The following is a 19,207-nucleotide window of genomic DNA, read 5'->3' on the forward strand; positions in this document are numbered from 1 at the left end:
TCAGGCATGGAGGACTCCTTTTTCGAGTGCTGGGTTGATTACATGTAAACGGCTCAGTTGACTTATGTTTATCTGCGGAACTATGAATTGTTTGTCATTATTTCACTGAGCTCCGCATAAATCGCCATCAAGTCATAGGCGGTCTGTGCCTCAAACGTTATGAAGTGGCTGAGGTATCGGCGCGGTCCATTCCCGGCAGAGGCGTACCGTTTGCTCCGTGGCCAGTGGCTCACCGGTCAGGCCGCAGCGTGCTCCATCTTTTTCGATGAGAAAGTGAACGCACTGCCGACATACGCCGAACGCACGCTGTCCGTTGAGCCGTTGTAGAGCGGTCAACAGGCTGCGCAGTGTCTCATCGAGCATCGCGGTGTCATGTGGCTGCGCATGCAGCGTCTGCTCTACGCGCTCGGCCCAACTCTGGTCCAGCACCGCCACCCCCGCTGGCGTCAACTTCAGATGCAGGCGCTTGCCGTGACGAGCATCAGGCTCCTTTGTCAGCAGCTCTTTGCGCTCCAATACCGCAAGTGTCTGTGAGACCGTCCCGCGCGTGATGCCAAAGTAATCGGCAATGGCAATCGGAAGATCGCTATAGCGGTTGGCCTGTGCGAGGTAGTGCAATATCTGGATATGGATTGGAAGCAGCCCATGACGCGCGGCGTCCTCGCGCACGGACTGTTGGATCAACGCCCCAAGGCGCTCGATAAGCAGGGAAACAGTATTCATGGTGATAAATGTGCTGCCTCAATTTGACAAGATGGATGTAGCGAACTCTACTTCCAAATACGCATCGAGTCGATACATTAAAGCCATCGTTAAAGGAGTCGAACATGAGCACAGCCCTTTTTTTTCACGCCGGTTGCCCGGTGTGCGTGTCCGCAGAACAGCAGTTCGCCAGAGCACTCGACCCGGCACGCTATCAGGTTGAAGTGGTGCACCTCGGTGAGCAGAAAGGGCGCATCGCCCAGGCGGAGGGTTTTGGTGTGAAGTCGGTACCTGCGCTGGTCATCGACGGCCAACCGTTCCACATCAACTTCGGCGCCGCGCTCGCGGACCTGAAGTAATGAGGCAACCATGAAGCGCTTACTCGCAGCACTGGCAATGGCAACCCTCATCCATCCTGTCCTGGCGGCCGATGCACAGGTGCCGTACCCGACGGGCTACCGCGACTGGCATCACGTCAAGAGTATGGTCATTGAGCAGGGACATCCGCTGTTCGAAGCCTTCGGCGGCATCCATCACCTGTACGCCAACAAGAAAGCGATGGAAGGTTATCGATCAGGCAAGTTCCCGGATGGGGCGATCATCGTTTTCGACTTGCTTGAGGCACAGCGGGCCGACAACGCCGTGACCGAAGGAGCGCGCAAGGTGGTGGGCGTCATGCACAAGGATGCGAAGAAGTTCAGTGCGACGCAGGGTTGGGGGTTTGAAGGCTTCGGCGGCGGTGACAAAGCCAATCGCGTCGTGCGGACCAACGCGACGACCGCCTGCTTTGCCTGCCATACCTCGCAAAAGGATCACGACTACGTGTTCAGCCGTTTGCGTGACTGAGGGAGAACCATCGACAGTTTCGCGATGAAACCGGACTGGCAAGTGAGTCAATGTTTCGTTAGCCAGATATCCACCGGCAAGGGTTTAGTCACGATTTGAGAATGGGCTATGTATCTGAGAGAGCCTCTACACCGGAGGATATCGATCGGACTCACCGACCTTGCTGACCCGCTACCGCAAAGGGCTCGGCGAGGGTTATTGGTTGGCCAATCTGGCGCTGGCCACCGTTAATCCATCCTTCCCATCTCGACTGCTAACCCCCACCAACCATGCTTCCAGTACCGCCGGATTAGCCTTCAGCCACGCCTTGGCCGCCGCCCTCGGTTTCTGGCTCTGGTTCAACACTGAGTCCATCAACTGGTTCTCCATGGCCAGACTGAACTCCATGTTCTGCAGCAGTTTCCCGACGTTGCTGCATTCATTGAGGTAGTCCTTACGCACGTTGGTGTAGACCGTCGCCTGACCGAAATTCGGGCCGAAGTAGTCATCGCCGCCGCTGAGGTACTTCATCTTGTTGCGGGTGTTCATCGGGTGCGGTTCCCAGCCGAGGAACACCATCCATTCGTTTCTGCGGGTGGCGCGTTTGAGTTGCGAGAGCATGGCTGCTTCGCTGGATTCGACGATTTTGAAACCCTTCAAGCCGAACGCGTCCTTGTCGATCATGCTTTGGATCAGGCGGTTACCGTCGTTGCCAGGTTCGATGCCGTAGAGCTGGCCGTTGAGTTTGTCCTTGAATCTGGCGATGTCGGCAAAATCGTGCAACCCGGCGTCGTACACGTAATCAGGCACTGCCAGGGTGTATTTAGCACCATGGAGGTTGGCGCGTACGGTTTCCACGGTGCCGGCGTCTCGGTAGGGCTTGATGTCGTTTTCGGTGGTGGGCATCCAGTTTCCGAGGAACACGTCGAGCTCTTTGCCGGATGACAGTGCACGGTAGGTCACGGGAATCGACAGCAGCGTGGTTTTGGTGGTGTAGCCCAGGGACTCGAGTACTTCGCTGGCGACGGCTGTAGTGACGGTGATGTCGGTCCAGCCGACATCGGAAAAACGCACCGTAGCGCAGGATTCCGGTTCCGCTGCCTGGGCGAGTAACGGCAGGCTGAGGGACACAAGCAATAGCAAGGCTTTCATGGATCAACTCCTCGAAGGTAAGCGCTGGCAGCGGTTTTGGGGCGATCAGGATCTGTTGTTATGGGTGGCGCAAAAACCTGCTTGAACACGATGAACCCGGCACCTCAGCCCGGTTGATCGACACCAAACCAATTCAGCGCCGCCGGTTCGGTATTGAAGTAGATGTGCTTGAGCTCGGTGAACTCATCCAGCCCGGCCCGCGACAGTTCGCGGCCGATGCCGCTGGACTTGTAACCACCCCACGGCGCTTGTGGAAACGCCGCGTTGTAGTCATTGATCCACAAGGTGCCGACGCGCAGTCGTTTGGCCATGCGATACGCCTTGCCAATGTCCTGGGTCCAGACCCCGCCGGCCAGGCCGTAAGGCGTGTCATTGGCCAGACGCAGCGCTTGGGCTTCGCCACTGAAGCGCTCGACGGTGATCACCGGACCGAAAATTTCTTCCCGGGCGATGTGCATCTCGGCCGTGACGTTGCCGAGCAAGGTTGGCCGCAGCCAGAAGCCGCGTTCAAACTGCTCGGGAATCGTCCCGCCGGCCAACAAGGTCGCGCCTTGTTCGACGGCACCGGCAATCATCGTGAGGATCTGGTCGCGCTGGGCTGCAGAAATCAGTGGACCCATTTGTGTGAGCGGGTCGAGGCCATCACCCAGCCGAATGTTCAGAATCCGTCGCTGCAAGGCCTCGACAAATCGATCGTGAATCCCGTCCTCCACCAGCAACCGGGAACCGGCGGAACAGATTTGCCCAGCATTGAAAAATACCGCGTTCAGCGCCTGATCCAGCGCCACTTCAAAGTCGGCATCGGCGAACACGATGTTCGGATTCTTGCCGCCCAATTCCAGCGCCACCCGTTTGAAATTGCCGGTGGCCGCACGCATCACTTTGCCGCCGGCCCCCGCGCCACCGGTCAGCGACACCAGGTCCACATCATCGCTGGCCGCGAGCAATTCACCGACTTCACCCGGACCGCAGAGCAGGTTGAACACGCCGGCCGGAAGGTCTGCTTCGGCGAGTAACTCGGTCAAGCGATGGGCCGTCATCGGCGTCAGGCTACTGGGTTTCAACACCACGGTGTTGCCAGCGGCCAGGGCCGGGGCGATCTTCCACACGGCTTGCAGCAGCGGATAGTTCCATGGCGCGATCAAAGCACACACGCCCACCGGTTCACGTTGGTTGAAACTGATGACATGGGCCGGGGCGTGGCTGTTGACGCTGGGGCTTTCGGTTTCCAGCAGCGCCGCGTAATAGCGGAACGTCGCCACCACGTTACCGACATCGCCGAGGCTTTCGCCGAGGGTTTTGCCGGCGTTGAGGGTTTCCAGGCGGGCCAGGTGATGGGCGTCCCGTTCGATCAAATCGGCAATTCGCTGCATGAGCTGTGCACGCTCGGTCACGGCTATCGCCGGCCATGGTCCTTTATCGAAGGCCTCGCGTGCCGCACTGATCGCTCGTTGCGCATCGATAGGACCGGCCACGGCTACTTGCGCCAGCACTTCTTCGGTTGCGGGGTTGATGACGTCGCGGTAGCGCGCCGCTTGCGGCGCCTGCCAACAACCTGCGATGAACAACGGAATCTGCAGCATTTGCGTCTCCAGCCAAGTGGGTTGTGGCGCTCACTATGGCGGTGGCGGCAACGCTGCTCTTGATCAAACGCGGCATAACCACGCCGTTTTTCCACGAAGGCCAAGCCGCGAGATAACGGCAGCCAATGTCGTTTCCCGTCAAGTGCGCACAAGGCATCTCTCTACACTGCCAAACATCCGGTTAAACGAACTGTGGAGGACGCGATGAATCAACCTGTCGAGCAACTGAGAACCCACCTGGCCTGTGTCTTTCGCTGGGCGGCACGGCTGAACCTGCACGAGTCCATTGCCAATCACTTCAGCGTGGCGGTGTCGGATGACGGGCGGGAATTTTTGATCAATCCGTATGGCAAGCATTTCTCGCGAATCAAGGCCAGCGACTTGCTGCTGATGAATGCCGATGACCCTGCGAGCCTGGACCGCCCGGACGCACCGGACATCACCGCCTGGGCCCTGCACAGCGCCTTGCATCGCAACCAGCCGCACGCCCGTTGCATCCTGCACACGCATTCCAAGTACGCGACGGCGCTGGCCTGCCTGACGGATTCGCGGCTGCCGCCGATCGAGCAGAACGCCATGCGATTTTTTGAGCGGGTGGTCATCGACGATGGCTTCGATGGCATGGGCTTGGGAGACGAAGCCGAGCGCGTCAGTCATCTGCTGGGAGACAAACCGATTCTGTTGATGGGCAACCATGGCCTGCTGGTGGCGGCGCCGACCATCGCCCAGGCGTTCGATGATCTGTACTACTTCGAACGGGCCTGCGAGACGTACATCACCGCGCTGTCCACCGGCCGCGAGTTGCGCATCGCCAGTGATGAAATCGCCCGCAAGACCTGCCGGCAATGGCTCGATTACCCAGGTTTCGCCGACAAGCATTTCAACGCGCTGATGGGCATTCTGGACGAGGATGAGGCGGACTACCGGTTGTGAGATCAATCCGCCTCGGCTGGCCGATGCTCCTTGCGCAGCGGCTGGCGCATCACCGGGGCGGTCCAGACCTGGCTGCGGTCTTCGCTGGGCGGGCAACCGAAACGGGCACGGTAGGTGCGCGAAAAGTGCTCCAGTGAACCAAACCCTGAACACGCCGCCACTTGCGCCACGCTCAGGCGAGTTTGCTGCAGCAGGCTGTGGGCCTTGGCCAGGCGTAAAGTGATGTAGTACTTGAGCGGCGACAGGCCGGTCTGATGCTTGAACTGCCGCTCCAGTTGCCGCCGCGAGAGGCCGACCTGGCTGGCAATCGCCTCGCAATCGAGCGGTTCTTCCAACGCCTTCTCCATCAACTGCACCGCACGGCGAATCTTGCTGCCGTACAAGCCTGTGTTGGTCAGGCCGCCATCCAGTTGATTGTCCGCCGGGGCACGCACGCGGCCCATCAGCAGGTGCATGCCGATTTCCCGTGCCAGATCGCTGTCGATGCTTTGGCCGATCCAGCCGAGCAGCATGTCCAGCGTCGTGGTTGCACCGGCGCAGGTCATGCGCTGACGCTCAAGCGTATAGAGCTGCGGCTTGGCGTGAACGCGGGGGTAGCTCTCCTGAAAGCCCTGAAGATTGTCCCAGTGCACGGCCGCTTCATAACCGTCGAGTACACCGGCCGCTGCGAGCAATTCGGTGCCGGTTTCCACACCCATCAGCACCGCACCGAACAACGCCTGCTTGCGCAGCCAGCTCTTGAGCGCCAGGTTGCGGCTGTGTTTGTGCACGTCAAAACTGGCGATCACCAGGCACACATCGAAACCCTGATCGGCGCGCAGACCCTCATTGGCCACGGTGCTCAGGCCATTGCTGGCCTGCACCGGTTCACCATCCAGCGATAACAGCGTCCACTCAAACAGTTGGCGCTGGGTCAGCCAGTTGGCAATGGCCAACGGTTCCAGCACGGCCGCGAGGCCGAAGTTGGAAAACGACGGCAACAGCAGCGCCGCGACCCGCAACGGCGCGACATCGCCGCGCCGCCAGGTGAAGCGGGTTTCGGGGGGCGTTGCGTTGTCGGACGGTTGATTGCTCATGAGTCATCTCTGCGTTCAAACATCATCGTTGCTGTGTCTGCCACTGCGGATGTATCCACGCCGGTGCATCAGAGGGCGGCAGGGGCGTCAATCCGCGAATCATGTCGCTGGCCTTTTCCGCAATCATCACCGTCGGTGCATTGGTGTTGCCGCTGACGATCACCGGCATGATCGAGGCGTCCACCACCCGCAAGCCGTCGAGTCCATGCACTCGCAACTGCGGATCGACCACCGCTTCTGGATCAAAGGCCGGTCCCATCTTGCAAGTGCCGCTGGCATGGTAGCCGGTTTCCGTGACCTGTCTGGCCCAGGCATCCAGCGCTTCGTCGCTCTGAGCATCGGGGCCTGGGACTAACTCTTCACCTTTGAACGCGGACATGGTCGGTTGCTCGATGATCTCGCGCACCAGCCGCGCACCGGCGCGCATGTCAGCTCGATCCTGCTCGGTTTTCAGGTAATTGAACAGGATGCGCGGCGGCTGTCGAGGGTCGTCGCTGTTCAGCGTGACGCTGCCAAGACTGGTGGGGCGCATCAGGTCGATATGGATCTGGAAGGCGTGACCAGGCACCAGATCGACGCTGCCGGGTTTCACCGCCAGCGGCATGAAGGTCAGTTGCAGATCGGGATGTTCGACGCCAGCCCGGGAACGGATGAATGCCCCGGCTTCGAAATGATTACTCGCCGCCACTCCGTCATGGGTGACGAACCAGCGCGCACCAATCCACCATTTCCCAGGGGCTGTTGTCCATGGATACAGCGACACGGGCTGCTTGCACAGGTACTGCACGACAGTGTCCGGATGGTCGTTGAGCCGCCGGCCAACGCCGGGCAGATCATGTACAACCTTAATCCCCAACTCTCGTAACTCGGCCGCCGGACCGATGCCCGACAGCAGCAACAACTGCGGCGAGTTGATCGCCCCGGCGGTCAGCATCACTTCGCGCCGGGCGTGGGCCTGATGAACCTCTCCGTTGTGCTCGTACTCGATCCCGATGGCGCGCTGGCCGTCGAACAGAATTCGTAACGCCAACGCGTCTGTCACCACCCGCACATTGCCGCGAGTCAGGGCCTCGCTGAGATAACCCCGAGACGTACTCCAGCGACGCCCGGCACGCGTGGTGCGATCCACCGGCCCGAACGCTTCCTGACGATAGCCGTTCAAGTCACTGCTCAAGCCATACCCGGCTTCGGCACCCGCCGCGAGAAATGCCGCACACAACGGCGTTTGTGTGTTGCCAGGCGTGACATGCAGATGCCCGGTCGCCCCTCGGTAATCGTCCGCGCCGTCGGCATGGGTTTGCGCCCGCTGAAAGTACGGTAGAATTTCCTGATAACTCCAGCCTTCGCACCCTTGCTCGGCCCAACCGTCGTAATCCCGCGCATGGCCACGGATGTAGACCATGCCGTTGATCGACGACGAACCGCCCAGCGTCCGGCCACGCGGCGTGCCGATCTGGCGTCCATCCAGATACGGTTCCGGCTCGGATCTGTAGCTCCAGTTATAGCGCGTGCCGCCGACGACGATGCCCACCGCAGACGGCATGTCGATGGTCCAGCTCTTGTCCGCCGGGCCCGCTTCCAGCAGCAGAATCCGCAGGCTTGAGTCTTCGCCCAAACGGTTAGCTAACACGCAGCCTGCAGACCCTGCGCCCACAATCAGGTAATCAAACTCATGTTCGGCCATGGTTCGCTGTGCTCCATTAATTAAAGATCGCGACACAAAACCTGTGGGAGCGAGCCTGCTCGCGGAAGCGGCGTGTCAGTCAGCATCAATGTTGAATGATCAATTGCCTTCGCGAGCAGGCTCGCTCCCACAGGAACTGTGTTGGCTCAGGTAGCGGACGGCCCGTGAATACCGTTGAACACCAGGCGATGGAAGTGATGCACCAGGTGCTCGCTTTCATTGCTGCGTTGGGCGTCGATCATGTAGCGCCCCTGGTCGTAGCCCAGGGAATGCAGGCCTTTCTGCACCGAGATGTTCAACGCGATGTCTTCCGGTCCCAAATCCTCATTCATCCACTTCATGCAGGACTCGGTGACTGCAGCGGTCTCGGCGTTGGTGGAGTAGTAACCAAAGCGCAGCAGCGAGCGTTCGGCGTCCAGCGGAATCATGATGAACGAGCCGAGAAACTCCGAGAACGGGAAGGTATAGAACGTGTTGTTCGGCCACATGCCGATGTTGAAAAAGCACTCGTTAGGGTTCACCTGGCTTTTCAGCGGTACGCCGTAGGCTTCGGTCACCGAGAGGTTGGCCGGGGCGATGTAGGTCCACCAGTTGTCGCGTTTGGTCAACTGATAGCCCTTGAAGTCGATCAGTTTGGCGAGGTCGATATGGCACGGCCCGGACAACTTGAAGTGATAACCCTCGATGGAATTGTCCATGATCACCTTCCAGTTGGCCGGCACGATCACGTCTTGCTCCTCGATCAGGTGCATGGAGTCGAGGTCTGGAAACACTCGACGCATTTCCTCATCGGCACCGGGGAACAGTTCCCGCAACGACGGCGCGGCCGGGTCGAGGTTGAAGTAAATGAACCCGCCCAGCTCTTCGGTGCGGATCTGTGGGATGTTGAACTGCTGCAACTCGAAGTTCTTCATCTTCTCGCAACGGGGGGCGCTGCGCAGGCTGCCGTCCATCTCGTAGCACCACGAGTGATAGGCGCAACGCACCACGCCACCGGTGGTGCCGCGACGCTCTTCGAGCAGGCGATTGCCGCGATGCTGGCAAACGTTGTGGAAAGCATGGATCTGACCCTGACGGTTTTTTGCGACCACCACGCTCTGGTCGAACAGATCCGTCACCACGTACTGACCCGGCTCGGCGAACTCACTGACGTGTCCGGCCACATGCCAGGCGTGCATAAAAATGTTGTCGCGCTCGGCCTTGAACAGGGTCTCGTCGAAGAAGTAACGCGAGGGCAGGGTGAAGGCTTCTTCCGGGTCCTGATGGTCCCAACCGTCGATGGGGCTTTGCTGCTTGCGGGTTTGGAAGCTTTGCATGGGGCGATCTCCACAGTGACTGGCCGCACGGCACGGCAACTTGTTCTGGGAGTTAATCTATGGCGCCGGGAGAGGGTGGGATTGATGGAATGCGACCAGTTGTCGTGGGAAAGCATCAAGCGTTGGGGCTGCAGTCCATTGGATCATGAGCGAAACTTCAACGCCGAACGGCGATTGCCATGCACCCACCACAAAATGATTTTGAGGCCTTGTCCGCGACCATTCCGGGGTCGATTTTTCTGATATTGGCGCCACGGCCCTGGTCGTCGTCGATGTGCAACACCGCGACGCCACCCTCAAACGATCCAATAGGGTCATGAGTCGAGTAGGTAGCTCATGTTCGGTCAGGATGACGGGCAGGCGCTTCATGATGGCCAATCCTCTGGGTAGGCTGACCCCGAACTCCAACAAGAAACCATGCATCTGGTTGGCGGTTTTGGTGCGGTCTCGTACCAGCGACTCACGTAAGCGATGCAGAACGGAAAGCGTCTGCTGGGCTTCGGTCTTGGGTGAAACGAAACGCATGGACGGGCGTGATGCCGCTTCGCAGATGGCTTCGGCATCGACAAAATCGTTTTTGTTGCCTTTGACGTAAGGGCGGACGAACTGCGGGGAAATCAGCTTGGCCTGATGCCCCATGGTAGTCAGTTCGCGAGCAACGAAATGTGCTCCGGCGCAGGCTTCCATCACCACGGTGCAGGCTGGCAGATTGGCGAAGAACCTCATCATTTGCTGTCGAGAGAGTTTTTTGCGAAACAGCTCTCGACCGGGCTTATCCTGGCCATGCAGATGAAACGTGTGTTTGCCGAGGTCGATACCGACCAGTGCCAAATCGCTCATGGTGATGGTCTCCGAAATAAAAACACCCTGCGAAAGCTTAGCCCTCGCAGAGTGCGGGGGTGACCATCTCATTAGGCTACCGCGCTCTTGATGTCGGAAGATCTCGAGCGTACGCGCTGATCAATCAGCTAAGTATCCATGAGCCTGTTGACTGCTTGTGTGAGGCGTTTGGGGTCGCTCGCTCGGGGTACTACGCGCATCGTTTAAGGCGGCGAACACCAGACGTTGAGCGACTCAGGCTACGTAGCCGAGTGAACGAGTTGTTCACCCAGGGACGAAGTGCTCCGGGCAGTCGAAGCATCATGTTAATGATGCAAGAAAAAGGTGAGCAAATTGGACGGTACAAGGTACGCAGGCTGATGCGCGAACTGGAACTGGTCAGCAAGCAGCCTGGATCACACGCCTATAAAAAGGCGACAGTCGAGCGGCTTGATATACCAAATGTCTTGAACCGGGAGTTTGATGTCGAAGCGCCCAACCAGGTTTGGTGCGGCGACATCACCTACATCTGGGCACAGGGAAAATGGCACTACCTTGCGGTTGTTATGGATCTTTACGCCCGCCGAGTGGTTGGCTGGGCCTTATCCGCAAAGCCGGATGCAGACCTAGTGGTCAAGGCACTGGACGTGGCTTACGAGCAACGTGGAAAGCCTCAAGGGTTACTGTTTCACTCGGATCAAGGATCGCAGTACGGGAGCCGCCAGTTTCGCCAACGGCTGTGGCGCTACCGCATGCGCCAGAGCATGAGCCGCCGAGGAAATTGCTGGGATAATGCGCCGATGGAGCGGGTATTTCGCAGCTTGAAAACAGAGTGGATACCAACTACTGGCTACATGACAAGCCAGCAAGCTCAGCGAGACATCAGCCAATACTTGATGCATCACTACAACTGGATTTGGCCCCACCAATTTAACGATGGCTTGTCTCCTGCGAAAACTGAAGAAAAACTTAAAGCTCTGTCCGGGATCAGTTGACCACTACAGAAAACAGCTTTATCAGGTTAGCTGACGGATACAGCGCCAACCGGCAAATGCCGATCGGCGCGCAACCCAAGCCGAGTGCATCCTACGTATAGCCTGACTGATTAATCCCTGAGCCCATTCACGGGCTGCCGAATTAGGGAGAATCACCTTGTAATCACGGTCCAGTTAAAAATTTTGAGCGGTGAGTGTGATTGACGAACTCAGCCTGTCAAATTAGTAATACAGGTCTGCATAAGGAGGATACCGGGCAGCAGCGTAAGGATGCCTATCCATGGAAGACACACCTGATGCCCCCATTCCAGCCGATGACTCGTCCGAAGACGTCGTGACAAGAGAGTTGCTGTACGAACAAGCCTGGTCGACGCCGATGACCAAAATAGGGGAACGATATGGTGTTTCTTCCAGTTATTTGGCTCGGATCTATGCCAGCTTGAATATCCCTCGACCACCAGTGGGGTACTGGACCCAGGTTGCAGCAAGTAAAGGAAAAGCTCGTCCACCCCTACCAGCAGCGCTGCCGGGCACACTCGTCGCCTGGAGTCGTAACGGTGCGCCCCTCAAGGTTTCTCAGACCTTGCCCAAAGCACCACGGAAACTGGGTCTCCAAACAGCAACCATCAATGCGACGCTACCTCGAAAACACCCACTACTGCTGAGCATCGAAGAGCATTTCCAAAAGGCGAGGGAAGGCGAGAACGGTTATTTGCGACCAACCAAACGTTCCATGGCAGATCTCATCATCAGCCGTACCGGACTTGCTCACGCCGTGGATTTTGCCAATCAGTTTTATTTGGCGCTGATGAAAAAGGGCTTTGCCGTAACGTTCGCTGATTCCACCACGCATATGACTCGTGCGCCCGTGGATCACCGAGAAAAAGAGTCCAAGAGGTACTTTCATCCTGCGCTCTGGCATCCGCATCGTCCCACGGTGGTTTACATGGGAAGCGTCAAAATCGGTTTGACCATCTACGAAATCAGTGAATACGTGCCGGTCAGCCAACAAAGGTCGATGTTCCAAGACGATGAGGTCAGAGCGTTTTTACACACTCTCGGCCGATTGCTGCCTGTCACGGAGGGCAGCAATCCACAACCCAAAGCGGACATTGCCAGTGGTTGAAGCTGACCGTCCATAACTCCGCTTTACAGCATGGTATTGACCGGATGGCAGTGCTGTGCGGCCATTCTATTGGCCGGAAAGTTTGGGAGTGAAGCAAGCGCTGTGACTATCCATGTGAAACCTCATCCGGCCCTAGGGGTTTTCAGCCGCTGTCAACGCTTGTGCTTGGAGAATTGCTGATGAGGTGAGCGGCTGGCCTATCGCCAACGCTCCAAAGGAATCTGCCGTGTCGATGTAGCGTATGGCGGACTTCATGTCCTTCCAGCCGACGTAGGTCATCAGCGCTTTAATGTCCCAGCCATTCGCCGCCGCCCAGGTGGCAAAGCCGCGACGCAGCGAGTGACTGGTGTACAGATCGCCAGACACACCCGCACGATTAAAAACTCGCCGCAGCAGTGGAATCAGGCTGTTGGCATTCAAGCCGTAGTCCGCCAGATGCCCCCAACGATCGAGCTTTCGGAAGACCGGTCCCTGCGCAATGCCGGCGACGGTGATCCAGTTCACATAGGCTTGCACCGCACACAGCTTCTTCAGTGCGGGGGTACGGAACGTCGTGCCGCGGTGCTGGCGATCGCCCTTGCTGTGCGGCAGATAAAAGGTGATGCCCACGCCGGCTTGCGCCTGGGTGTGTTCAACCCGCAAGCGCGATAACTCGTCCCCGCGAAACCCCCGCCAGAACCCGATCAGCACCAGGGCTATGTCACGCCGGCTGCGCAGCAGGGCGGCTAAGTCCTGGCGGGCGGCCGCTTGTTCGGCGTCGTGCTCCAACCACTGAACGGCTTGTTCCAAATCCTGCAGGAGCAGGGGAGTCGCTTGTTTCTCCTGGGCGGGATGCAATGTCCGAATGCCCTTGATCATCTGGCGCACGGCGGGTGTCTTGGTGGGGTCAGGGAATCCCTGCGTGATGTGCCACTGAGCCAATGCGGCCAGGCGCTGCTTCAGCGTGCTGATGGTGTGCTTATCCGCGTACTCGGCGAGGTAACGCACGATGCCGTCGCCGGTCGCCGGCAGAAACCCACCCCAGGTCACTTCGAAGTGTTCCACCGCGGCGCGATAGCTACGCCGGGTATTGTCCCGGGTACCGGCCTGCAGGTAACGATCTGCCTTGTTCATCTCGACCCTTCTGCGCGAAACGTACCTTTTCCGGCGACGGAAAAGGCCAAAACCAATTCTATAATGCGATAACGTTCCATTATTTTATCAAAGAATCACCCTTATATTGTTCTTTTATAGCAGGAAAGTGATATGTATATACGTGGTATGTAAAACAGTACGAAATCGTAGGAGAGAAAAATGGCACGCGGCGGAATTAACAAGGCGATTGTCCATAAAGCCCGGGAATCGCTGCTTGCTCGGGGAGAGAATCCGAGCATCGACGCCGTGCGCATCGAGTTGGGAAATACCGGCTCAAAAACCACTATTCACCGTTATTTGAAGGAAATAGAAGATTTTGACCCCCGGCCGCGAGCCTCTAGAGAGCGGCTGAGTGATGAATTAACCGAGCTTGTTGCCGGCCTCTTAGAGCGAATGACGGAGGAGGGCGGCGAAGCTCTTGCATACGCCCAGGCGCGCTTCGACGAGCAGCGTAGCGAGCTCGAGCAAAAGCTCGACGGCTTGAGTGCCGAACTCACCTCATTGCAGCGTGAAGTGGATAGTCAGAAAGGGGCGTTAGCGCTTCAAGCGGATGAGTTGCAGATTTGTCAGACAAGCCTGCAAGCCGAGCTCACCCGCAATGCTCGCTTGAGCCAAAGCTGTGCTGACCTAGGGGTACGGGTGCTTGAGAAAGACGAGCAGATTCGCTCGCTGGAAGAAAAGCACTCGCATGCTCGTGACGCACTTGAGCACTACCGATCGGCCGTAAAGGATCAGCGCGACCAAGAGCAACGTCGTCACGAAGGGCAGGTGCAGCAAGTTCAGGTTGAGCTGCGACAGCTGCAGCAAACGTTGATGCTCAAGCAGGATGAGCTGACTCGACTGAACAGAGATAATGAGCGCCTACTGAGTGAGGCTCGCCAGCAGAGTAAAGTGGTCGCGACGCAGGAAGACGCGGCGCTTCGATTGACCGGTGAGATTACTGCAATGAAGACAGCTGTTGCCAAGGCAGTCGGAGCGAAGGAAGCGTTTCAAGAGCAGCTCGGTACGTCGCGCGCCGAATCTAAGCGACTAGAGGAGGACCTGGCACAGGCAAGCGCGCAATTGGCCGAAGCCCAAAGACTGTCGGAACAATATTCTGCGGAGCTCACTCAGTTGCGGCAAGCCACGGCTCATCCAAACACTGACAATGAAAGCTCCCCACGATAAGGGAAGAGGAGAGCTAACTTGATCAAGTTTGACATGGTGTATAGCATTTTTGTGGCAAGCCCTTCTGACCTCAAACATGCGCATGAGCGCCTGAACCAGATGGTTACCTCGGGCCATTATTCGGGGCCAGTGAAGCGTGCTGGGCGACTGAAGTCTCCAGCGAAGAAGGTGGCGCCCAAAATGGACACGGGGGAGCCTCATGTGTATCAGGGGTGAAGTAACGCCGCTGTGAGCTTCTAGAGATTGTTTTATGTTGCATACCAAAAACACTTCCGCGTTCGCTTGCACAACGCTGTAGCTGTAAACGATCTTCGGATATCAGCGGCGGCAATCGGGGATAAACTGCCGGCATCGACAGACCGTACTAGGTCGATTCCCATCAATGACATCAGGCCTGGATCCCCCATCCTAAAGAGATCGTTCGAGTCATTCGCCAAGTGAAAAGCGTTCCACACCTTGCCCGCAAGCCTTGGGAAAGTTCTCTTACATTGACTTGATCGAAACCACTTCCACAAATCGGAATTTTTTCTTGGCTGCCCTCGTAGCTTCTTGCTCGGCTAAAATGGTACTTAACGTATCGGCCTCATGAACCATCTCGTGCGTCTCGCCTTCAAATTCATTGCCCACTCGAAGTGTGACTCTCAGCCTGGGTGTAAATGTTTTCGCGACTTTCTTTTTCTCGGCCACTTTTGCTGGTTGTCTGATCACGATATCCGAGACGGGCTTCTGCGCTGGGGATTCACTGGATTGCGGAGCTTGCTCGCTACCACCGAACAGCGCGCGGCGCATTTCTTCTTCAGTTAAATCTGGATTCATGCCAATTCTCAAGAGGGGGAGGTTATGAGCAGCGAGTGCATTCTATCAGCATGGCGAGTTTGTCCAGTCGATAGTCCCACCTACTCAGATCCAATTGGGTAATGACACGGACTTGCCCACCCATTTGCATTCGATTTGACCCGTCATTTGCATCGGATTTGACCAGCACAATTCTTGGACATGACCGGCAGAGAACGGCCAATAACTGTCCTTCGCGGAGTCCGGTTTCGGGTCGGAAACTGCCGGTTGAGAGAACGACCGACGTGCTCGCCAAATGGGATCTTGGTATCTCGCACTTGCTCTACCTACGCATTGAGAGCAGCTGATTCTTTGTGTGCGGAAGCAGGACCACTATGCCATACAGTCAGGTTGTCAAAAGGCGACGGAGTCGCGGGCGTCGTCATCCAGACTCAGAGCTCGCCGGCCACCAGGTAGCGACTGGTGCACTATCCTTACAACCTCACGGACTTAGAGGTTAAAGCATGGCTATATACGAGGAAGTGCTGGTTTGGTCGGAAAGGCTGCCGCCGTGGCGCAGCGATCGGCCTGCGAGCGCTGTGTCACCCCCCATGTGTTGGGTGGCGCCGTCAGTGCGCTGAGGTAGCAGAATGGAATAACAGGCTACTCTGTCTAAAATCTGGTCAGGGGATCGGCCATGCGCACCACTTACAGCAAAAGCCAAGCTCGCCGCCGTATGCTGGTGCTGGTTGCGCAGGGGCAGACGTTCGTCATCACCCAGAAAGGAAAAGCGGCTTTTCTGCTAGTACAGGTCGAAGCAACAGGGCGTACAGATTGAAAAACCTGACTCGCCAATCCTTAACCCAAAATGGACAGCGTCTTAATGGCAGCGAAATCCCTTCACAGCGCGTAGGTTTATCAACCATCAACAGTCATTGCGGGCGTAGATTGAGTGCGAAGTCCATCGAATCCTGCGGGAAGAGGCAGAAGGGTAAACACAGATTTTGAAAAGCGATGTTTCCAGTTTGGCTGACAGTTTATTAGACGACTAAGGGGCAATTCGCGTCGCCTTATAGTCGAGACCACTGCATTACCTCACCCAACCATAGGGCGTCCCATTTCGTGCGAACCCCAAACCTTGAAAAACTGCTCAGTCAGACCCTTGAGGTCGTTATTCGTGCCGGGCAACTACTAATTGCCGAGTGGGCGAGAGTTGACGGACCTCGGGGTCAAGGTGACAAGGCCGCCGTAGACGAAGAAATCGAACAGTTCTTACATCAGCATCTACTGAAGCTGCTTCCTTGCGACTTCTGGGGAGAAGAGACCGGACATCTTCTGACCGGCCATCCGTGGTGCTGGGTAGTTGACCCGAACGACGGGACCGCAGATTTTCTCAAGGGGCTCAAAGGCTCATCCCTTTCCATCGGTCTATTGCACAAACAGTCGCCGGTATTAGGTGTTGTGTATGCCCCCGTCACCGTTGAGGGAACGCCTGATTGCATTGCTTGGGCAGAAGGGATGGCCGAGGTGAACCGCAATGGACAGTCGGTCACGTCACGGCTTACGACCAAAACGCTGTCGAGCGACGAGTTCGTGATGGTCAGTGCCGCCGCAATCAATAAGCCTGAACTTAATAGCGAGCTCTGCAGCCCCAGCACTTTTGTAGCAATGCCATCCATTGCCTACAGGCTCGCCAAAGTCGCCGCCGGGGAGGGGGTCTGTGGCGTCTCTCTTTATCCGGTTTCAGCACATGACGTTGTCGCGGGCCACGCACTCTTGATAGGAGCGGGCGGCGTTTTATTTGATGAGCGAGGCGAAGTGATTACCTACGTTACCGAAGCCAATATGCAAACGGTTTCACAACGGTGCTTCGGTGGTTCAGTGGCCGCGTGCCGGGTCTTGCTGGCTCGTGAATGGGATCTTATTTTCACTTAATACCCAACCAACCCGCTGCCCAACTTATTCGAGCAACTGGTATCGTTTGTATTTGACCGATTCAACTGTACACAGTCCGCAAGAGCCCAACCGAAAACCTCTCTAATGAAATCTCCTAAAACCCAGGCGTCGATTAGCGGAACGCTTACGCTCCGAATTTTGAATCTAGGCAGGACCTCCCCATTCCAGCGCTTGAAGTACCCGACGAACCTGCTTGCCTCCAATCTCAGTGCCACAGAGCAGTACTGGCGTATCTCCGCCGAGGGCTTTGTTTGGCTTCGACATCCAGCACGCGGCCATATTTCTATTTTGGAACACCTGTTCAGCCAAATGGCAGACCACGGCAACACGATCTAGCCGTTCTGAAGCGACGGAGTTGAGGGGCTTTTGCTCACGGCTACGTCGCTTGAACGTGGAGATTGACGTGTTGAGGAGTATCTCTAAGCTATGCCCCTGGAGGTCAAAAGCTATGCAAACCACCTGGAAAAGCTCAGCGGAAAACCCTGCTTTGATCTGGAGCAATCGCTCTGAGTCCTTCAGTAAAACGCGATTGGCGCTGAAATCCGAGAATGCGGCGATAGCGGCATCACGCAATTCGCCTTTCTTGTTTAGCTGACGCCGAGCGGTCGTTGGGGTATTCATTGTTTCAGTATGGATGAGCAACGGGAAACCTGGATGGAGCCTTCCGGGAAGGGGGCGGCGAACCGTCACCAAAAAATCATCGCGCAATTGTAGAGCTGAATACGGGCCCCGAAGCTCCGAAAGGCAAAGTGTCGCTATGTTCCTCTATTCGTCCCGCCAAAGCCACGTCATCTCGAGTTGGAAAGTGCCGTAACAAAAACTTGGCATCACGTCTTACCCGATCTGGAAGCGAATTATCTCGGCATAGCTCAACTAAAAATTCGCGAGTCTGCACCACCGCGCGGGAACGCTCGTCTGGCATCGTCATTATTCATCTCCATGAGGACGGATGCGACGCTCCGCTACAGCCTGCTGAGTTGGCCATGAAATAGCATGACGAAGTGCGGCCTGCATCCAGGTAGGAATCTCACAGTCCGCGATTTTCTTGAATTCAGACGGAGCCATTTTAGCTTTGATACTAGCTATGACCGTATCGCTCACGCCATTTTTGCCTAAGTAGAAGAGGGCGCAAAGCGCTAATCCGACGATCGTGCCAGCATGCTGTAGTTTTTGAGAGGCAACGTGGAGCAAACGTATGCGCTTCGCCCCAACTTTCACCTCGCGGCTAGCGCCACTCGTATAATAAACCGGTCTGATCTGCATCTGAGTGCTCAATCCGAAATACCTGACAGCCTCTGCACCATGTACCTGAATAATTTCACGATTATGACTAGCGATTGCTCCTAGGACTGACTTAGTACTTGGTCGCACATAACCAGTGAAGTGGCTCAGCTTTGGTCGCATGTAAATACCACGACTCAGTCGCTCCAGCTCACCTGATGCAGCAAGGCGAGATAAGGCTTTGGCCACAGCCCCTGGCGAACCTAAATTAGCAAAGCGATTGATACTGAAAGGCTGCGCTTTCGGGGTGTACTTGAGGCGTTTGACGATATTGGCGGTAACAGACATGACACACCAGTCTTGAGCGTTTGAGGCGGTGCTGCGACGATTTAGGCATAGCAGCCTTATGGTCGATGTCAGTCGCGCTTTTTTTTGACTGCTGGGAATAGAACCCTAACGCTTTTTAGGTTCACCTCGGTGTTCACCCCCAAGTGCGTGTAGGTGCGATCAGAAACCTTGAACAGCGGAACCCGTTCCCCCTGTGGATTAATCGCCTCACTTGCCTCAAGGAGCGGCTCCATTTTCCAATGACCGGTTTCATTTACGAAACCAGGGGTGACGTACTGAATGGATCGCACCCGAAATGTAAGCCTCCAGCCCAGCCACCTTTACTCGGCAGCTGATCTCAATGGCAGCAACTCATCCAGCCGGCTATTCGGCCAGGTCGGTAACTTCTCCAGCGTG

At 56.9% G+C, this 19,207-nt stretch carries 17 protein-coding genes and 3 pseudogenes; 8 read left to right on the forward strand and 12 right to left on the reverse strand.

Annotated features, from left to right (window positions below; all coding sequences use genetic code 11):
* Positions 1-150: 150 nt before the first annotated feature.
* Positions 151-723: a MarR family winged helix-turn-helix transcriptional regulator gene (locus ACXPVS_RS22575; protein ID WP_458511868.1), complete on the reverse strand. Its 573-nt coding sequence runs from the start codon at positions 721-723 to the stop codon at positions 151-153.
* Between the two features lie 104 nt (positions 724-827).
* On the opposite strand from ACXPVS_RS22575, the gene ACXPVS_RS22580 reads away from it, so the two are divergent.
* On the forward strand, positions 828-1,061 hold the full coding sequence (locus tag ACXPVS_RS22580) for a thioredoxin family protein (RefSeq protein WP_458511869.1): 234 nt from the start codon (positions 828-830) through the stop codon (positions 1,059-1,061).
* A gap of 10 nt (positions 1,062-1,071) precedes the next feature.
* On the forward strand, positions 1,072-1,548 hold the full coding sequence (locus tag ACXPVS_RS22585; protein ID WP_458511870.1) for a cytochrome P460 family protein: 477 nt from the start codon (positions 1,072-1,074) through the stop codon (positions 1,546-1,548).
* A 195-nt stretch (positions 1,549-1,743) separates the two neighbouring features.
* Here the strand turns inward: ACXPVS_RS22585 and ACXPVS_RS22590 are convergent, their stop codons facing one another.
* The gene (locus ACXPVS_RS22590; protein ID WP_458511871.1) at positions 1,744-2,679 is read right to left on the reverse strand and encodes a choline ABC transporter substrate-binding protein; all 936 of its coding nucleotides are present in this window, start codon (positions 2,677-2,679) and stop codon (positions 1,744-1,746) included.
* A gap of 104 nt (positions 2,680-2,783) precedes the next feature.
* Entirely contained in the window at positions 2,784-4,262 is a 1,479-nt protein-coding gene (locus tag ACXPVS_RS22595) for an aldehyde dehydrogenase family protein (RefSeq protein WP_458511872.1), read from the reverse strand.
* Between the two features lie 204 nt (positions 4,263-4,466).
* On the opposite strand from ACXPVS_RS22595, the gene ACXPVS_RS22600 reads away from it, so the two are divergent.
* Positions 4,467-5,195: a class II aldolase and adducin N-terminal domain-containing protein gene (locus ACXPVS_RS22600; protein ID WP_458511873.1), complete on the forward strand. Its 729-nt coding sequence runs from the start codon at positions 4,467-4,469 to the stop codon at positions 5,193-5,195.
* Between the two features lie 2 nt (positions 5,196-5,197).
* Here the strand turns inward: ACXPVS_RS22600 and ACXPVS_RS22605 are convergent, their stop codons facing one another.
* The 4 genes and pseudogenes from ACXPVS_RS22605 to ACXPVS_RS22620 form a co-directional block, all read right to left on the reverse strand.
* Positions 5,198-6,271: a GlxA family transcriptional regulator gene (locus ACXPVS_RS22605; protein ID WP_458511874.1), complete on the reverse strand. Its 1,074-nt coding sequence runs from the start codon at positions 6,269-6,271 to the stop codon at positions 5,198-5,200.
* Positions 6,272-6,293: 22 nt separating this feature from the next.
* Positions 6,294-7,955 carry a choline dehydrogenase gene (locus ACXPVS_RS22610; protein ID WP_458511875.1) on the reverse strand — a complete coding sequence of 554 codons (1,662 nt, stop codon included), beginning with the start codon at positions 7,953-7,955 and terminating at the stop codon, positions 6,294-6,296.
* 146 nt (positions 7,956-8,101) lie between these two features.
* Positions 8,102-9,271 (reverse strand): aromatic ring-hydroxylating oxygenase subunit alpha, encoded by a 1,170-nt coding sequence (locus ACXPVS_RS22615; protein ID WP_458511876.1) that lies wholly within the window; start codon positions 9,269-9,271, stop codon positions 8,102-8,104.
* Between the two features lie 297 nt (positions 9,272-9,568).
* Positions 9,569-10,111 (reverse strand): annotated as a pseudogene (locus ACXPVS_RS22620) (IS110 family RNA-guided transposase); the annotation flags it as partial.
* A 74-nt stretch (positions 10,112-10,185) separates the two neighbouring features.
* Between ACXPVS_RS22620 and ACXPVS_RS22625 the strand changes: the two are divergent.
* Both ACXPVS_RS22625 and ACXPVS_RS22630 read left to right on the forward strand, forming a co-directional pair.
* Positions 10,186-11,085, forward strand: a pseudogene (locus tag ACXPVS_RS22625) (IS3 family transposase); the annotation flags it as partial.
* Positions 11,086-11,365: 280 nt separating this feature from the next.
* A pseudogene (locus ACXPVS_RS22630) lies at positions 11,366-12,115 on the forward strand (hypothetical protein); the annotation flags it as partial.
* 228 nt (positions 12,116-12,343) lie between these two features.
* Here ACXPVS_RS22630 and ACXPVS_RS22635 read toward each other — a convergent pair.
* On the reverse strand, positions 12,344-13,324 hold the full coding sequence (locus ACXPVS_RS22635) for a tyrosine-type recombinase/integrase (RefSeq protein ID WP_458511877.1): 981 nt from the start codon (positions 13,322-13,324) through the stop codon (positions 12,344-12,346).
* Between the two features lie 180 nt (positions 13,325-13,504).
* Here ACXPVS_RS22635 and ACXPVS_RS22640 point away from each other — a divergent pair, with 180 nt between their 5' ends.
* Positions 13,505-14,512, forward strand: a complete 1,008-nt coding sequence (locus ACXPVS_RS22640; protein WP_458511878.1) for a DNA-binding protein — start codon at positions 13,505-13,507, stop codon at positions 14,510-14,512.
* A 483-nt stretch (positions 14,513-14,995) separates the two neighbouring features.
* On the opposite strand, the gene ACXPVS_RS22645 is transcribed toward ACXPVS_RS22640, so the two are convergent.
* Positions 14,996-15,328, reverse strand: coding sequence for a hypothetical protein (locus ACXPVS_RS22645; RefSeq protein WP_074876652.1), 333 nt, complete (start codon positions 15,326-15,328; stop codon positions 14,996-14,998).
* Between the two features lie 655 nt (positions 15,329-15,983).
* Between ACXPVS_RS22645 and ACXPVS_RS22650 the strand changes: the two genes are divergently transcribed.
* Together ACXPVS_RS22650 and ACXPVS_RS22655 are read left to right on the forward strand one after the other, a co-directional pair.
* Positions 15,984-16,124, forward strand: coding sequence for a hypothetical protein (locus tag ACXPVS_RS22650; protein ID WP_159439168.1), 141 nt, complete (start codon positions 15,984-15,986; stop codon positions 16,122-16,124).
* Positions 16,125-16,408: 284 nt separating this feature from the next.
* Positions 16,409-17,221, forward strand: coding sequence for an inositol monophosphatase family protein (locus ACXPVS_RS22655; protein WP_074876658.1), 813 nt, complete (start codon positions 16,409-16,411; stop codon positions 17,219-17,221).
* A gap of 165 nt (positions 17,222-17,386) precedes the next feature.
* On the opposite strand, the gene ACXPVS_RS22660 is transcribed toward ACXPVS_RS22655, so the two are convergent.
* Genes ACXPVS_RS22660 through ACXPVS_RS22670 form a run of 3 tightly spaced genes read right to left on the reverse strand, consistent with a single transcriptional unit; the run spans position 17,387 to position 18,811 of the window.
* Complete coding sequence (locus ACXPVS_RS22660; RefSeq protein WP_315903115.1) at positions 17,387-17,884, reverse strand: antitoxin Xre/MbcA/ParS toxin-binding domain-containing protein; 498 nt, start codon at positions 17,882-17,884, stop codon at positions 17,387-17,389.
* A 55-nt stretch (positions 17,885-17,939) separates the two neighbouring features.
* Positions 17,940-18,170: a BPSL0761 family protein gene (locus ACXPVS_RS22665; RefSeq protein ID WP_074876662.1), complete on the reverse strand. Its 231-nt coding sequence runs from the start codon at positions 18,168-18,170 to the stop codon at positions 17,940-17,942.
* Positions 18,170-18,811 carry a DUF6088 family protein gene (locus ACXPVS_RS22670; protein WP_222586637.1) on the reverse strand — a complete coding sequence of 214 codons (642 nt, stop codon included), beginning with the start codon at positions 18,809-18,811 and terminating at the stop codon, positions 18,170-18,172. The genes ACXPVS_RS22665 and ACXPVS_RS22670 overlap by 1 nt, the downstream gene beginning before the upstream one ends.
* Positions 18,812-19,207: the final 396 nt, after the last annotated feature.

The organism is Pseudomonas sp. Ma2-10 (assembly GCF_054330215.1).

Coding starts and splice junctions, on each gene's coding strand:
- ACXPVS_RS22575 (WP_458511868.1), bottom strand. CDS start 723: ATGAATACTGTTTCCCTGCTTATCGAGCGCCTTGGGGCGTTGATCCAA.
- ACXPVS_RS22580 (WP_458511869.1), top strand. CDS start 828: ATGAGCACAGCCCTTTTTTTTCACGCCGGTTGCCCGGTGTGCGTGTCC.
- ACXPVS_RS22585 (WP_458511870.1), top strand. CDS start 1,072: ATGAAGCGCTTACTCGCAGCACTGGCAATGGCAACCCTCATCCATCCT.
- ACXPVS_RS22590 (WP_458511871.1), bottom strand. CDS start 2,679: ATGAAAGCCTTGCTATTGCTTGTGTCCCTCAGCCTGCCGTTACTCGCC.
- ACXPVS_RS22595 (WP_458511872.1), bottom strand. CDS start 4,262: ATGCTGCAGATTCCGTTGTTCATCGCAGGTTGTTGGCAGGCGCCGCAA.
- ACXPVS_RS22600 (WP_458511873.1), top strand. CDS start 4,467: ATGAATCAACCTGTCGAGCAACTGAGAACCCACCTGGCCTGTGTCTTT.
- ACXPVS_RS22605 (WP_458511874.1), bottom strand. CDS start 6,271: ATGAGCAATCAACCGTCCGACAACGCAACGCCCCCCGAAACCCGCTTC.
- ACXPVS_RS22610 (WP_458511875.1), bottom strand. CDS start 7,955: ATGGCCGAACATGAGTTTGATTACCTGATTGTGGGCGCAGGGTCTGCA.
- ACXPVS_RS22615 (WP_458511876.1), bottom strand. CDS start 9,271: ATGCAAAGCTTCCAAACCCGCAAGCAGCAAAGCCCCATCGACGGTTGG.
- ACXPVS_RS22635 (WP_458511877.1), bottom strand. CDS start 13,324: ATGAACAAGGCAGATCGTTACCTGCAGGCCGGTACCCGGGACAATACC.
- ACXPVS_RS22640 (WP_458511878.1), top strand. CDS start 13,505: ATGGCACGCGGCGGAATTAACAAGGCGATTGTCCATAAAGCCCGGGAA.
- ACXPVS_RS22645 (WP_074876652.1), bottom strand. CDS start 15,328: ATGAATCCAGATTTAACTGAAGAAGAAATGCGCCGCGCGCTGTTCGGT.
- ACXPVS_RS22650 (WP_159439168.1), top strand. CDS start 15,984: ATGCGCACCACTTACAGCAAAAGCCAAGCTCGCCGCCGTATGCTGGTG.
- ACXPVS_RS22665 (WP_074876662.1), bottom strand. CDS start 18,170: ATGACGATGCCAGACGAGCGTTCCCGCGCGGTGGTGCAGACTCGCGAA.
- ACXPVS_RS22670 (WP_222586637.1), bottom strand. CDS start 18,811: ATGTCTGTTACCGCCAATATCGTCAAACGCCTCAAGTACACCCCGAAA.